The sequence below is a fragment of the Thermodesulfobacteriota bacterium genome (assembly GCA_035325995.1).
Taxonomy (GTDB): Bacteria; Desulfobacterota_D; UBA1144; order Nemesobacterales; family UBA2774; genus JADLGH01.
In genome coordinates, this window is sequence record DAOKYU010000006.1 from 80,215 (window position 1) to 93,614 (window position 13,400).

Annotated in this window: 13 protein-coding genes; 1 reads left to right on the forward strand and 12 read right to left on the reverse strand. The window is 58.6% G+C overall.

The features are described 5' to 3' along the window. Positions 1-26: 26 nt before the first annotated feature. From PKC29_09540 to PKC29_09580, 9 genes are all read right to left on the reverse strand, one after another. Complete coding sequence (locus PKC29_09540) at positions 27-2,033, reverse strand: heme lyase CcmF/NrfE family subunit (GenBank protein ID HML95657.1); 2,007 nt, start codon at positions 2,031-2,033, stop codon at positions 27-29. Beyond that, on the reverse strand, positions 2,033-2,464 hold the full coding sequence (locus tag PKC29_09545) for a cytochrome c maturation protein CcmE (protein ID HML95658.1): 432 nt from the start codon (positions 2,462-2,464) through the stop codon (positions 2,033-2,035). Before PKC29_09545 ends, PKC29_09540 begins: the two co-directional genes overlap by 1 nt. A gap of 41 nt (positions 2,465-2,505) precedes the next feature. Beyond that, on the reverse strand, positions 2,506-3,165 hold the full coding sequence (locus PKC29_09550; GenBank protein HML95659.1) for a CcmD family protein: 660 nt from the start codon (positions 3,163-3,165) through the stop codon (positions 2,506-2,508). Between the two features lie 117 nt (positions 3,166-3,282). Further along, positions 3,283-3,990: a TMEM198/TM7SF3 family protein gene (locus tag PKC29_09555; protein ID HML95660.1), complete on the reverse strand. Its 708-nt coding sequence runs from the start codon at positions 3,988-3,990 to the stop codon at positions 3,283-3,285. A 97-nt stretch (positions 3,991-4,087) separates the two neighbouring features. After that, complete coding sequence (ccsA, locus tag PKC29_09560) at positions 4,088-4,747, reverse strand: cytochrome c biogenesis protein CcsA (protein ID HML95661.1); 660 nt, start codon at positions 4,745-4,747, stop codon at positions 4,088-4,090. A 4-nt stretch (positions 4,748-4,751) separates the two neighbouring features. Next, positions 4,752-5,426, reverse strand: a complete 675-nt coding sequence (locus PKC29_09565) for a heme exporter protein CcmB (GenBank protein HML95662.1) — start codon at positions 5,424-5,426, stop codon at positions 4,752-4,754. A gap of 327 nt (positions 5,427-5,753) precedes the next feature. After that, positions 5,754-6,482, reverse strand: a complete 729-nt coding sequence (locus tag PKC29_09570) for an ABC transporter ATP-binding protein (GenBank protein ID HML95663.1) — start codon at positions 6,480-6,482, stop codon at positions 5,754-5,756. A 103-nt stretch (positions 6,483-6,585) separates the two neighbouring features. Further along, the gene (locus tag PKC29_09575; protein ID HML95664.1) at positions 6,586-7,617 is read right to left on the reverse strand and encodes an NAD-dependent epimerase/dehydratase family protein; all 1,032 of its coding nucleotides are present in this window, start codon (positions 7,615-7,617) and stop codon (positions 6,586-6,588) included. Positions 7,618-7,900: 283 nt separating this feature from the next. After that, positions 7,901-8,122 carry a hypothetical protein gene (locus PKC29_09580; protein ID HML95665.1) on the reverse strand — a complete coding sequence of 74 codons (222 nt, stop codon included), beginning with the start codon at positions 8,120-8,122 and terminating at the stop codon, positions 7,901-7,903. Between the two features lie 305 nt (positions 8,123-8,427). On the opposite strand from PKC29_09580, the gene PKC29_09585 reads away from it, so the two are divergent. Then, the gene (locus tag PKC29_09585) at positions 8,428-8,976 is read left to right on the forward strand and encodes an arginine decarboxylase, pyruvoyl-dependent (protein ID HML95666.1); all 549 of its coding nucleotides are present in this window, start codon (positions 8,428-8,430) and stop codon (positions 8,974-8,976) included. 98 nt (positions 8,977-9,074) lie between these two features. On the opposite strand, the gene PKC29_09590 is transcribed toward PKC29_09585, so the two are convergent. The 3 genes from PKC29_09590 to PKC29_09600 form a co-directional block, all read right to left on the reverse strand. After that, positions 9,075-10,307, reverse strand: coding sequence for a DNA recombination protein RmuC (locus tag PKC29_09590; GenBank protein ID HML95667.1), 1,233 nt, complete (start codon positions 10,305-10,307; stop codon positions 9,075-9,077). 70 nt (positions 10,308-10,377) lie between these two features. After that, positions 10,378-12,033 carry a DNA repair protein RecN gene (gene recN, locus PKC29_09595; protein HML95668.1) on the reverse strand — a complete coding sequence of 552 codons (1,656 nt, stop codon included), beginning with the start codon at positions 12,031-12,033 and terminating at the stop codon, positions 10,378-10,380. Positions 12,034-12,038: 5 nt separating this feature from the next. Further along, entirely contained in the window at positions 12,039-13,385 is a 1,347-nt protein-coding gene (locus PKC29_09600; protein HML95669.1) for a sigma-70 family RNA polymerase sigma factor, read from the reverse strand. Positions 13,386-13,400 lie beyond the last annotated feature (15 nt).

Below are 13,400 nucleotides of genomic sequence, written 5' to 3' on the forward strand. Positions count from 1 at the left end.
CCGAATCGGCGCTCAAGCCGGGGAGTTTATACTTTGAGCGCGCTGTCCTTTTCGCCGAGCGTATACCGGACGAAAACCTCTTCCCTGCCCTTCCGCCCGTCGGGTAGCATGGTGATGATCGCCCCCAGGACGAGGACCACTCCGCCAGCCCATATCCAGCTTACGAGCGGGTTCAGTATGACCCGCAGTGTGGCGCTCCCGTCGTCGGTGAAGCTCATGAGAATTATATACAGGTCGTCGGTAAGCGTCGACCTCAGGGCGACTTCAGTCTCCTGGTTTATTTCCCTGTTGCCTTCGTATTTGTAGATATTCTTTTCGGGCGACATGATGCCTATATCTTTGCCGCCCTTAAACGCCGTGAGGTTCGCGACCGTCGCGTTCTTGGCGTTGGTTGTATACTGGTTGATCCCGTTGAACGTGAACGTGTAGTCGTTAAGGGTTACGGATTCCCCCTTCGAGAGGGTGACCTGCTTTTCCGTCACGAATATGGACGATGAAGTGATCCCGATAACGATAAGCACGACGCCGATGTGGACTATGTAGCCGCCGTACCTGCGCTTGTTCTTCGACACGAGGCGCCCGAACGCGACGAGCGGGTTCTCGCCCCTCTTGGAGCGGACGCGTATGCCGCGGAAAAATTCGGTGAATACAGTCATCAGGACGAACGCGCATAGCGAATATGCGAGAAGAGCGTAGACGTCGTCTATGCCGAGCGCGAAAAGAAGAACGCCCGTCACTATCGCAATCACCGTCGGCACGAAAAAGTTCTTGAACAGGTTTTCCCTGGACGCCTTGCGCCACGAAATGAGCGGCCCTACCCCCATGAGAAGCACGAGGACGAGGGCTATCGGCGAGTTGACCTTGTTAAAGTATGGAGGCCCGACGAGTATCTTCTCGCCGGTTATCGCCTCGGACATTATCGGGAAGATCGTCCCGAGGAATACCGCGAACGCGGCCCCCAGGAAGAGGAGGTTATTGAATATGAATGCGCTCTCGCGGGAGAGTATGGAATCGAACCTGTTCTCCGATTCGAGGTCTTTCATCCTGTAAAGGAACATCGAGAAGGAGAAAAGAAGTATGAATGCTATGAACCCGAGGAACATCGGGCCGATGTCGGACTGGGCGAAGGAATGGACGGACGAGATGACGCCGCTACGCGTGATGAACGTGCCGAAAATGGAGAGGAAGAACGTCAGGATTATGAGGGACATGTTCCATTTCTTGAGCATGCCCTTTCTTTCCTGGATCATGACGGAGTGGACGAACGCAGTCGCGGCGAGCCACGGCATGAAGGCCGCGTTCTCGACCGGGTCCCACGCCCAATAGCCGCCCCAGCCGAGCTCGAGATAGGCCCACCTCGCGCCGAGTATGAGGCCGATGCTGAGGAACGTCCACGCGAATAGAGTCCACTTTCGGGAATACCTTATCCATTCGTCGCCGAGCCTGCCGCTGAGAAGAGCGCCCATGGCGAACGCGAACGGCACGGCGACGCCGACGTAGCCGAGGTAGAGCGTTACGGGATGGATCGCCATGTATGCGTTCTGGAGTATGGGGTTGAGCCCCCTGCCCTCGAGCGGCGCAACGGGGAGCCTTTCGAAGGGGCTTTCGACGAATGCGACTATGAACGTGAAGAATATGGCTATCGCGCCTAGGGTCGCTATGACGTAGGGCATGAGCTCGCGCGACTTGCCTTTCGTCGACATCACGACCAGAGCCATATAAATGGAAAGAACGAAGGCCCACAGAAGGAGCGAGCCCGCCTGCCCCGCCCAGAGCGAGGTCATCCTGAAGATCACCGGAAGATCGGTGCTCGTGTTCATGGCGACGTACTTCAGGCTGAAGTCGAGGTTTACGAGCGAATGCAGGAGAGCGAGCGTTGCAATGAGGAGGAGGAAAAAGATCGCCAGTGCGGCGTTACGGGCGCTGTCTACGAAATCGCGCCTGCCGGATTTCGCGCCGTATACGGAAGCGAAGACGACGTATATCGACAAAACGAAGGCTACCAGAACCGATATGTACCCGGTTTCGGCCATTAGTACGAGGTCTCCTGGACCGCGCCCTGGTCGTTGTAAAGAACGTCGGTCGATTCGTATTTCGTCGGGCACTTGGCCAGGAGAATGTCGGCCTGGAAAACGCCGTTTTCGGTATAGACGCCTTCGACCACGGCCTCGACGTCGTCCTTGAAGACGTCCGGCACTATGCCGTTGTAGTTGACGTTCACAGCCCCTCCGCCGTCGGTAATGCTGAACTCGAGGGCGCCGTCGGCCCCGTGCTTTATCGTGCCCGGGATTACGTTGCCGGATACCCGCACCCTTTCGCCGTAGACGTCGGGCACCCTGGCGTGGAGCTCTTCGACCGTGAGGTAGTAGACCATCGTCTCCCTCACGCCGCCGTATACGAGATAGGCGACCGCGAAAGCTATCGCACCTATCGCTATGATGAACTTAAGCTTACCTTTAAGCATTTACACCCACCTCTCACACGGTCGGGACGGGCGTGCGCTCCCTACGTGCCGGTCCTTATTGATTCGAGCTCTCGCCTGAGGCTCTTTTGTTTCGTAAACAAATGATAAATATATATAATCAGGGCAATCCAGACAACCGCGCTCCCCCAGAAAAGATAATCTATCCTGAGCGGACGCGACTCTAAAACGACGTCGTCTATCCACACCTTGCCGCGCCCCTCGACGCCCAGGGCCAGCGTGACTTTCTCGGGCTCGGGGCCCGTGTCGAGGTAGAGGTCCGTCTCGGCCGGCACCCAGTCGGTCGTGCCCGAGGGCGGTATGCGCGGGCCGCGGGAGACGACTTCCTCGCCGCCGGCGTAGAGCGCGCGGAGCTCGAGGTATGCGATGCCCCTTTCCTCGCCCGTGCCGGTAAGCCCCTCGGTTTTAAGCCTGGCCTTGTATACGATTCTCGAGTGGTTTAAATCTGACGGGTCCGGGGTGAAGAGCGTAAGCGTTACAGGCTTGCCGGCGTCCACGAGTATGGAGCCGTCGCCGCCCGTAAAAGACGCCCCCGCGTCGTATTCGACGGCCTCGCCGTCAATTACGTCGTCCGTGCTCGAAGTCGGGAAAATAGTTACCGAATCTTCCTTTTCCGACGAGCTGAAGCAGCCCGAAAGCACCCAGGCGAAAGACAGAAGTAGGCCAAGCGTTACGTATCTCATAATGGGCTTCTTGAGTGGCGAAATTATAGAATACCCGCAGGTTTACCAATCTACAATTAGTTGATAGAACCAATTTAATGTAGTGCCTGGGGGGACTTTTTTCCGGAGGGCTGAGGGTTAAGCCCGGCCCGGCCAGTCATCGGCGTGGGCCTTGTTTTCGGAAGGGTCGTCGTCTTCGTCAGGCTCCGAAGGTTCGGGCTCGTATCCCCCCGAAGACGCCGCGGGGCCGTTCTTCCGGGGAAGGGTCATGAGCTGCACCACGAGGCCGAACACCCCGAGGGCGAACCATATCATCGCCATCCTGTAGAGCTGGTCCTCGCCGAGGTTCCCCAAAAAGCCGGGGTCGAGCGGATAGAAGTTCCTGTATATGAGGTATGCGCCGCCCGTGACGGCCGCGAACGAGCCGCCGAACGCCGTCGCGATTATGAGCATCGGCTTCTGGAAGACTGCGGCGAGCGCGCCCGAGATTATGGCCGCGCCGTAGAGGACGGCGGGGATTACTTCCACGTTAATTAGGCTGAAGACGTACATAGCGATCGTGAAGCCGAGAATAGCCCCCAGAAAAAAGACGCCGATAATGTAGAGGTAGTAAAAGAGGCACGCCCCGAGGACGCCGCCCGCGAGGCCCGCGATTATCGAGACGGGCTCGCTCCCGCCGGAGAGCTCGTAGCCGAGGCTCCCGAAGAACACGGCCGCCGCGACGAACCCGGCGACGCCGAGAATGAACCGGAAGATCCTGTAGCCGAAGAAGCATTCGACGAGGCCGGCAGCTACTGCAATCGCTGCGTAGTAGAAAAGTATGTCGGCTTCTCCGCCGGTCGGCATATAGATTTTTCTCCGTTGGGCCGCGTCTCCGCGTTCTGTGATTCGGGTCCTGTCTTACGCGGGCGGAAGGCGCGCGGCCAGGCGAAGCGCGCGGGGATCAGCCTTCCCTCGTCCGGAGGCGCGCCAGCACGTCGCCCATTCTTTCGAGATCCATTCTTTCGAGAAGGAGCACGATAAAAAGCAGCGAGCACGCGGCGAGGTTCACGAGAAGCGCGTGCATCATCCCGGGCTCTATGCCGCCCCCTCCCGGCCCGAAGACGACCGGGGATATTCCGCGCATGACCCGCACCGACAGATACACGAGCGGGAGGTCGATAAACGCGATTATGCCGAAGACGGCCGCGAACTTGGCCCTCCTGGTGTTGGTCCCCGCCGACGAGCGGAGTATGAGGTAGACGATGTAGAGAATCCAGAGTATGAACGTCGTCGTGAGCTGCGGGTCCCACGTCCACCACGTGCCCCATATGGGCTTCGCCCAGATGGCCCCCGTGATTATCGTTATCGTGAGGAAGAGCACCCCTATCTCGGCCGAGCAGTATGCGAGTATGTCCCACCGGCGCGTCTGCTTCCATAGATACATGATGCTCGCGACGAAGACGATTATGAACGCGACTGTCGCGACCCATACCGTCCCCATGTGGAAGTAAAAGAGCCTTTGCACGTGGCCCATGAGCGGCTCGGTCGGGGCGTAAACGAGCGCCATCCACGTGGCGGCGGCAAGCAGCAGGAACGTTATGACTGTCAGGGCGCGTCTCATATTTTCAGGATTCCTCTATGACGTATTCGAACACGACCGCGCACGCGGCAACAAAGATTATATCGAATGCGATGAGGAGTTGTAAAGCGGAATAGCCGTCCGAGAGAGGCTTTCCTTCGAGGACGAGCGACGAGAGCTTAACCGCGCTCACGATGAGCGGGATGATTATAGGGAAGAGGAGTATCGGGAGGAGGACTTCCCTTAGCCGCGTGTTTACCGCCATCGCGGAGAAGAGCGTCCCGACGGCGACGTAGCCGAGCGAGCCGAGGAGCACGACGGGGATGAGAGGCAGGACGGTGGCGACGAAATCGAGGTTAAAGAATATGACGAACATGGGGACGATTATCATCCCGACGACGAACACGAATATCGTCCCGCTTATGAGCTTGCCGAAATATATAAGGCTACGGTCGGTCGGCGTGAGGAGGAGGCCGAGGACGGCGTTGCCTTCCTTCTCCAGCGCAAACGAGCGGGAGAGGCCGAGAACGCCGGCGAAGGTGAACGTTATCCAGAGCATGGCCGGGGCGGCGAGCCTTATGAGCCCGGTCGAGAAAGCGAAGGCGAAGCTGAATATCACGACGACGAGGATCGAGAACGTGAGCATGGACGTGAAGAGCTCCTTCGTCCTCATCTCGGTTATCAGGTCCTTCTTTACTATCGCCCAGATTTTATCCAGCATACAATTCCTTTTTCCACCCTTTGCGTCAGTCCTTCGGACGCTTTACGTCACCCGTGACAATTTTCAAACACGATAATTCGCTTCAGGAGACCCAAAGCAGTGACATATATCATATTATCATAATAATACCAGTATGCTATTATGCATATCTAATGTTTGATATTATCAATATTCTCGGCTTTCCAGGCGCTATTCTTGGTAGCCCCTGAAACCCCTAAAACTTAAATTATCGTTTCAAGCTGTTTTCTACTTATGGCTTTTATCCACCTGTTTATATTGAGAATATCTTCCAGATAATATTTAAAGTATTGTGGTTCAGCTCGCATCTTATAAATTTTCGACACTCTCTATATAGAGCTCTTTAAAACTGTCCCCGTCGAGGTCTCCCGATGCCCCGTGATAGACCAGTTTGCCCCCGGCGATTATGCCGACCCTGTCGCTCATGCCAAGACCTTCGTCTATATTATGGGTCGTCATGAGCACCGTCCTGCTGCGTGACTTGAGCGCCGCCAGCATCTCGCCGAACGCCTTCGCGCCGTGCTGGTCGAGCCCGGTGTAGGGCTCGTCGAGGAGGAGAATAGACGGCTCGTGCACCGTGGCCCTGGCGACGGCGAGGCGCTGCTTCATCCCCCGGCTGAAGTTCCGGACGAGGTCGTGCATCCGCTTCCCGAGCCCGACGGCCGTTACGACCTCCTTCGCCCGGGTGTCGAGGTCCGCGACGCCGTAGAGAGCGCCGAAGAATTTTATGTTTTCGAGGGCGGAGAGGTTCTCGTAAAGATAGGGGTCGTGCGAGATGACCCCAGTGATCCGCCGTATCTCGTCGGCCTCCTTCCCGGAATCGTGTCCCGCTATCGTGAGCGAGCCGGTCGTGGGCTTCGTCAACGTCGAGAGGAGCTTAATAAACGTCGTCTTTCCCGCGCCGTTCGGGCCGAAGAGGGTGAAGAACTCCCCCTTCCCTATCGCGAGGTCTATACCCCGGAGCGCCTCGAACGTGCCGAAGGATTTCGTGAGCCCCCGGGCCTCGATCCATGCTTCGTTGGTTAGCGGCTGAGCCATGAGCGGAAAGAAAGCTACATTATATAAGGGAATGTTTCAATTTGCCCCCGGCGCCGGGCAGTAGATGTTTTTACGCCTGGAACGACGGGAGAAAAACCGCGCTTCAGAATTTAAGGAGCTCGTCCGTGCCCCCGAGGAGCTTTACCCAGTCGGCGAGCTTCGCCATGCCCTCGTCGAGAGGGACGGACGGCTCGTAGCCGAGCTCGCGCCTGGCCTTGTCTATCGAATAGCTCCGGCTCCCGGCGAGTGCGGCGACGGCGAAGCGCGTAAGCACGGGCGGCTTCTTCGAGCCCGCGAGCCTGAACAGGGCCTCCATCACTGCCGCGACAGAGTACGCGAGCTTGTACGGGATCGAGAATCCGGGCTTCCATTCGAGGCCCGACGCGCGGAGCTGCTTCGTCAGGAACTCCATGTAGCCGATTTTCACACCGTCGTTTATGAAGTAGATGTTGCCGGGGGCCGAGGGGCTTTCGGCGGCGAGTATCATCGCCCGCGCGAGGTTGTTTACGTGGCACGGTGTGACTGTTCGCTTGCCGCTCCCCATGGGATGGAGTATCCCCTTTTTCGCCGCCCCCGCGACGCGCGGGAGTATGACGGTATCGCCCGCGCCCCAAACGTTGGACGGCCTTATGACGGCCGTTTCGAGGCCCGACGCGCCGTTGTACGCTATCACGAGCCTCTCGGCCTCGGCCTTCGAGGCGTTGTAGCTGTCGTTATACCTGTCCCTGTAGGGGAAGGTCTCGTCTATGTCGACGAGGTCGTGGACGCTCCAGAAGTCGGACTGCCACACGACAGTCGAGGAGCTCATGTGGACGAACCGCTTTACGCCGGAGGCGGAGGATGCCTCGAGGAGCGTCCTCGTCGCTTCGACGTTGTACTTGAAGAAGTCTTCCCTGGGGCCCCAGTCGGAAACCATGGCTGCCACGTGGAAGACGACGTCCGCGCCCCCGGGCAGGCGCACGAGGCTGTCGGGGTCGCCGAGGTCGCCGTGCACGAGCCTTACTCCGAGCTCCTTTAGCGTCGCGACATTGCTCGTGTCGCGGACGAGGCATGTGACGTCGTGCCCGCGCGAGACGAGCTCTTCGACCAGCCTCCCGCCGATAAACCCCGTCCCTCCGGTGACTGCGGCTTTCATCGTGACTATACTCCCGGCCGCCCGGGGCCGGGCGGCTTCAGGAATTAATATACTCCCAAAGGCCGATGAAGCCAAAGAAAAGAAAGAGAATGTTCGGGGAGGTATCGGCCGCGGCTGCCTGCCCCGTTCGTAATAATGGAATTCCGATGCCTGTGCGAAGCGTCCTCAGCCGCGGCGAGCAAGGGCATTCGGAGCGACAAGCCCGCCTCCCGGATAAAAAAAGCCGCGCCCGTGCGTCTTTCGACGTACGAACACGGCTTTAGAGGTATGGTGTTGGTTGGTATCAGTATTGGTTGTCAGAAAGCCAGTTCTCCATCCACTCCTTCGTCTTCTCGGCAAGCTCCCTGCTCGAAGCGGCCGAGACACGCGTGTCGTTCAGGAAAACGCCCCAGTAAGTGACCGGCGCGTGAACCGACTCCATGTGTGCTTCCTTGTCGAATCCATAAACCTCGGGTGAACAATCGCAGGACGGTGTGATCGTGCACGGTGCTACTCGTATATCCATGTCTTCACCTCTCAGTTTGATTTTTTGCCAATCATCTCTATCGGAGATTATAAGCAATTTTCATGCCAGTATTGAATCTAATCATGAGTTACATGATTTCAAGGCCTTACATCGAAAGTCCCCGATCGTACCGCCCGCTATTTACCGCAAGTGCACAAAAAACGGCACATATGTGCAACAATATCCACCACATACGAACCGCCCGAATTAAGGGCCGGTATAGAATGTTGACAAGGGGGGTTTTATAGTAGAAAATTCTGCTTTTATTTCAGGAGCCACGCTTAAATTTTACGGAGGGAATGTCATTGCTTCTACCTAAACAGGCTTTTATCACGAAGGGCGTTGGAAAACATAAGGAAAAGCTCACGAGCTTCGAGATGGCTTTGAGAAACGCTAAAATTGCAGAATTCAATTTGGTGAGGGTATCCAGCATATTCCCCCCGCATTGCACGCTCGTGCCGCGCTCGAAGGGGCTCAAGAATCTTTTCCCGGGGCAGATCGTGCACGTCGTTATAAGCGAGAACGCGACAAACGAGCCGAACAGGCTCATCGCCGCGGCGACAGGCATCGCCCTGCCGAAAGACACATCCCGCCACGGCTACATATCCGAGCATCATAGCTACGGGCAGAACGACACGATAGCCGGCGAGTACGCCGAAGACCTCGCGGCGTACATGCTCGCGACGACTCTCGGCGCCGCGTTCGATCCGGACAAGAGCTACGACGAGCAGAAGGACACCTGGGAGATCAGCGGCCACATCGTCAAGACGACGAACACGACCCAGACGGCCGTCGGCGACAAGAGCGGGCTCTGGACGACCGTCATCTCGGCGGTCGTTTTCTGCGAGTTCTGAAAAATGCCGGAAAGGGCCGAAGCTTCCGTTACGACCGGGTGTGAACCCGTGGCCGAAGGCGGAGCTCTATTCGATCCGCCCGCGCGAATCGAGCGCCGCTATTCGTCGCCGGGTTTCAGCACGTGCCGCGCCGGTGGCTCCTCCCCTGAAATACCCTGGCTTTCCCTTAGGGCCTCTATTTTCCTGAGCGGTCTTTCTACCATGTTGGTCCGGGTGCCCTTGAGATTATCGTATTCGCTCTGCACGTCGGCGATCTTCTTCCCGAGCTTCTCGTAGCACTCGACGTATGCCCGCCACTGCTTCCCGAATTCGTTGTATAGCGACAGTATGTCGCCCGTCGTGCGCTTGAGGTTGAAGTTGTCGACCGACTGCCTGATGACGGCGAGGACGGCGTAGAGGGTTATCGGCGAGCATAGTATGACCTTCGACCGGAGTGCCTCGTCCAGTATGAGGGCGTCGTGCTCCTGGACGAACGAGTATATCTGCTCGTTCGGGATGAAGACTATGACGTAGTCTATCGTGTTGTCCTCGGGATTGATGTATTCGCGGCGGGTGACGTCGCGGACGCGCGCCCGGACGTCTTTTATAAATTGGGATTTAAGGGCCGACTTTTCGGCGTCGGATTCGGCCTCGAGGAATTTGACGTAATTGTCGAGCGGGAATTTCACGTCCATGTTCACCTTGAGCCCGTCGGGGAGGATGAAGGTGTAATCCGGTATGGCCGACGAGGCGGCGAGCATTTTCTGCCTGTGGTAGTTGACCCCTTCCTTGAACCCGATAAAGGCGAGTATGTCCTCGGCCATGCGCTCGCCCCACTGGCCGCGGCGCTTCGTGTTGGCCAGCGCCTCGCGGAGCCGGCTCGTCGTCGCCTGGAGCTCGGCCGTCCTTTCGGCCGCTATCCCTAGCTGGCTCGCGAGCTCGCCGTACTTCTGTTCCCTGTCCTTTTCGAAGGCGATTATCCTCGTTTGCGTTCTTTCGAGCTCCTGCCGTATGACGGCGAGGGTCTGGTCTATCATGCCTTTCTTGTTTTCGAGCTCCTTTCCGCCGAGCTCGGCCTGCTTCGACAGCGACTCGCCGGCGAGCCTCATGAACTGCTCCGAGTTACGCGAAAGCGCCTCGTGCGAGAGGGCCCCGAACGAATCGCGTATGCCGTCGATGATGCGGTCGAGCTCTTCCAGCTTCCGGGTTTCCGACTCGTTGAATATTTCCTCGGCTATCTTCCTCGCCCTCCCCTTCGCGGAGAGGTTTATTATCACGACGGCGAGCGCGCCGAGCACGAGGCCGGCGCCGAATACCGCGAGGTTATGGGGTGTGAGATAAGCTTCTATCATCGTCTTTCAGGTGTGTCCCGTATGTCAGATTATTATATCGGGCCTGCGAGTTATAAGTGCGGCGCAGCGGTTATCCGCCCAGCATTTCGTGCGCGGCGTCGAGGGTTTTCTGCGTGATGTTGACGCCGCCTATCATACGGGCGAGCTCCTTCACGCGCTCCTCGCGGCCCAGCGCCTGTATGACGACCTTCGTCTTTCCGCCCTCGACGGACTTCGCGACGGCAAGGTGCGAGTCGGCGAACTTGGCGACCTGGGGGAGGTGCGTTATGCATATCACCTGGGTGCGCCGCGAGAGGGCGTGTATTTTTTTGCCGACCGTCTCGGCGACCGCGCCGCCCACGCCCGAGTCGGCCTCGTCGAATATCACGACCGAGCCGCCGCCCGACTTCGAAGCGGCTTCGCGGAGGACGAGCATTATGCGCGACAGCTCTCCCCCCGAGGCCACTTTTACGAGCGGCTTTAAATCCTCGTCCGGGTTGGCCGAGAACATGAACGCCGCCGAATCGGCGCCGTCCTCGGAGACCGGTTTTTCCGCAAACGGCATCGAGAATCGTGCGCTCTTTATGCCGACCTCCCTGAGCTCCTTTTCGACCGTCTTCACGAGCCCCGAGGCCGCCTCCTTTCGCCTGGCGGAGAGATCCCGCGCCAGCTCGTCGAGCTCCTTTTTGACGGACGCCGACTCGGCCCGGAGCCGTGAGAGCTCTTCCTCGAAGTTGGCCGTCCGCCCGAGCTCGGCCCCGAGCTCCCGCCTTTTCCCGAGTATATCTTCTATCGTGTCGCCGTACTTTCTCTTGAGCGTGCCGATCTCCTGGAGCCTGTCCTCGACGACTTCGAGCCGCCCCTCGGGGAATTCGAGGCCCGAGACGTAGTCCCGGAGACCGGCGGCGGCGTCTTCGAGCTGTATGACCGCGTTCTCGACCGCCTCGGCCGGGGCCGAGAGGGACGGGTCTATACGCGAAGCGTCGCCGAGGTCGGACGATATCCTGGCCAGAGCGCCCAGTATCGAACCCTCGCTCTCGTAGATTTTGCCGTAGGCCCCCTCCGCCGCCGACAAAAGCCGTTCGGAGTTGAGGAGCCTTTTCTTCTCCTCTTCGAGCTCGTCGTCCTCGCCTTCACGGAGGAGCGCGTCGTCAATCTCGGCGCACTGGAACCTTAGGAAGTCTTCGCGCTGCGCGAGGGTTTTCTCGTCTTCCGAGAGCTTCGCGATCCCGGATTCGAGAGACCTGTACTTGCGGTAGAGCTCTTTTACGCCCGCCGCGAGATCGGCGAGTCCCCCGGCCTCGTCCACGACCCGGAGGTGGTTCTCTTCTTTAAGGAGCACCTGGTGCTCGTGCTGGCCGAATATGTCCACCAGCCCCGAGGCAGCGTCCTCGACCATGCGGAGCGTCGCGATGCCGCCGTTGATAAACGAGCGCGGCCTGCCCCTGCGGGGAATGATGCGCTTTACGAGGAGCTCGCCCCCGGATACGTCAACGCCGGCGGCCTCGAGCACGGCGGCGGTTTCGCTCGCGGACGGAATTTCGAAAAGGGCTTCGAGGTGGGCCTCGTCCTTCCCCGTCTTGATGTCCCCGGCCGAGGCCTTCCCGCCGAGTATTATGCCGAGCGCGTCTATGATGACGGACTTACCCGCCCCCGTTTCGCCGGTGATAATGTTGAGACCGGGGCCGAACGAGACGGATATGTCGTCGATGATGGTAAAGTTCCTGAGCGTGAGTCCGAGCAGCATTCGCTCTACTCGATAAAGCTTTTAAGTATCGCCCCCACGTCCGAGCCTTCGAGCTTTTCGAGCGCGCGCTTTTCGATCTGCCTTATGCGCTCCCTCGTGAGCCTGAAGTGCTTGCCTATCTCGTCGAGAGTAAACGTCGCCTCGAACCCTATCCCGAACCTCATCTTTAGAATCTGCTCCTCCCTCGGCGTGAGCGTCGAGAGGGCGTCCTTTATCTTGGTGGTGAGGGTCGCCTTGGCGACGGCGTAGTCCGGGGTGCCGGTTACGTCGTCGGGGATGAAGTCGAGGAGCGTCGATTTCTCGCCGTCGAGAACGGGCGAGTCGAGCTGGACGACCTCTTTCGTGGCTTCGAGCACGCGCTTTACGCCCTCGACCGAGATACCCGTTTTGCGGGAAATTTCTTCGGGGAGGGGCTTCCGGCCCATCTCTTTATTCATGGCGGAGCTTACCCTGTGCACCTTGGTCGCCTGCTCCAGCACGTAGACGGGAACGCGTATGGTCCTCGTCTGGTCGAGGAGCGAGCGCGAGATGGCCTGGTGGATCCACCACGAGGCGTACGTCGAGAACTTGTAGCCTTTCGTGTGATCGAATCTTTCGACGGCGCGCATGAGGCCGACGTTGCCTTCCTGGATAAGGTCGGGGAGCGGGAGCCCGCGGCTCATGTAGCGCTTGGTTATGCTTACGACGAGCCGGAGGTTCGCCTTTATGAACCTTTCTTTAAACCGCCTCGCGCGAAGGAGATAGGCCTTGGAAAGCGTCGTCGAGCGTTTTATGCTCTTCCTCGCCGTGTCGCCGTCGAGCTTCCGCACGCGAAGACGGAGGTTCTTGACGGCCTTGGGGTCGCCCGCGGCCCTGCCGGCTTTAATGCCCTCGGCGTTCCGGACGCTCCGGCCGAGCGTCTTTTCGAGCTTCTTCTGGAAGAGAACGTCGAGCACGGTTTTCACCTCGGCCGCCCTCGCCTCGCAGCGTTTTATCTTGGCCGAGACCTCTATCTCTTCCTTCGGGGTGAGGAGCGGCTCCATGCCCATTTCCTTGAAGTAAACCTGGAGGAGCCTGAATTCCTCGTCGGGAGTGAACTGTTTTCCGCCCTCTTCGCCCGAATCGTCCTCTTCGGAATCTTCGTCCTTAAGCTCCATCTCGGCCTCGGATATGTCGGCCAGGACTTTTTCGTCGAGCTCGAGCAGGAATTCTTCCTGCTGCGAGGAGTCCGCTTCTTCGGTGTAGGCCTCGAACGCAGCCGAGTCCTCGAACTTTTCCGCGCCCTTGTCCTTCTTCTTGGAAATGGAACCTACCCTCGATTTCGGGAGATCGGACACAGTAAGGGATTTACTCTTTAATCTTGCCTGTCGCATCTTGCCATCCTCCTC

Excerpts from the sequence above, each read along its gene's own strand:
- recN (HML95668.1), bottom strand. The coding sequence starts at position 12,033 with ATGCTGCTCGGACTCACGCTCAGGAACTTTACCATCATCGACGACATA.
- ccsA (HML95661.1), bottom strand. The coding sequence starts at position 4,747 with ATGAGACGCGCCCTGACAGTCATAACGTTCCTGCTGCTTGCCGCCGCC.
- PKC29_09570 (HML95663.1), bottom strand. The coding sequence starts at position 6,482 with ATGGCTCAGCCGCTAACCAACGAAGCATGGATCGAGGCCCGGGGGCTC.
- PKC29_09565 (HML95662.1), bottom strand. The coding sequence starts at position 5,426 with ATGCTGGATAAAATCTGGGCGATAGTAAAGAAGGACCTGATAACCGAG.
- PKC29_09555 (HML95660.1), bottom strand. The coding sequence starts at position 3,990 with ATGCCGACCGGCGGAGAAGCCGACATACTTTTCTACTACGCAGCGATT.
- PKC29_09600 (HML95669.1), bottom strand. The coding sequence starts at position 13,385 with ATGCGACAGGCAAGATTAAAGAGTAAATCCCTTACTGTGTCCGATCTC.
- PKC29_09550 (HML95659.1), bottom strand. The coding sequence starts at position 3,165 with ATGAGATACGTAACGCTTGGCCTACTTCTGTCTTTCGCCTGGGTGCTT.
- PKC29_09590 (HML95667.1), bottom strand. The coding sequence starts at position 10,307 with ATGATAGAAGCTTATCTCACACCCCATAACCTCGCGGTATTCGGCGCC.
- PKC29_09580 (HML95665.1), bottom strand. The coding sequence starts at position 8,122 with ATGGATATACGAGTAGCACCGTGCACGATCACACCGTCCTGCGATTGT.
- PKC29_09575 (HML95664.1), bottom strand. The coding sequence starts at position 7,617 with ATGAAAGCCGCAGTCACCGGAGGGACGGGGTTTATCGGCGGGAGGCTG.
- PKC29_09540 (HML95657.1), bottom strand. The coding sequence starts at position 2,033 with ATGGCCGAAACCGGGTACATATCGGTTCTGGTAGCCTTCGTTTTGTCG.
- PKC29_09545 (HML95658.1), bottom strand. The coding sequence starts at position 2,464 with ATGCTTAAAGGTAAGCTTAAGTTCATCATAGCGATAGGTGCGATAGCT.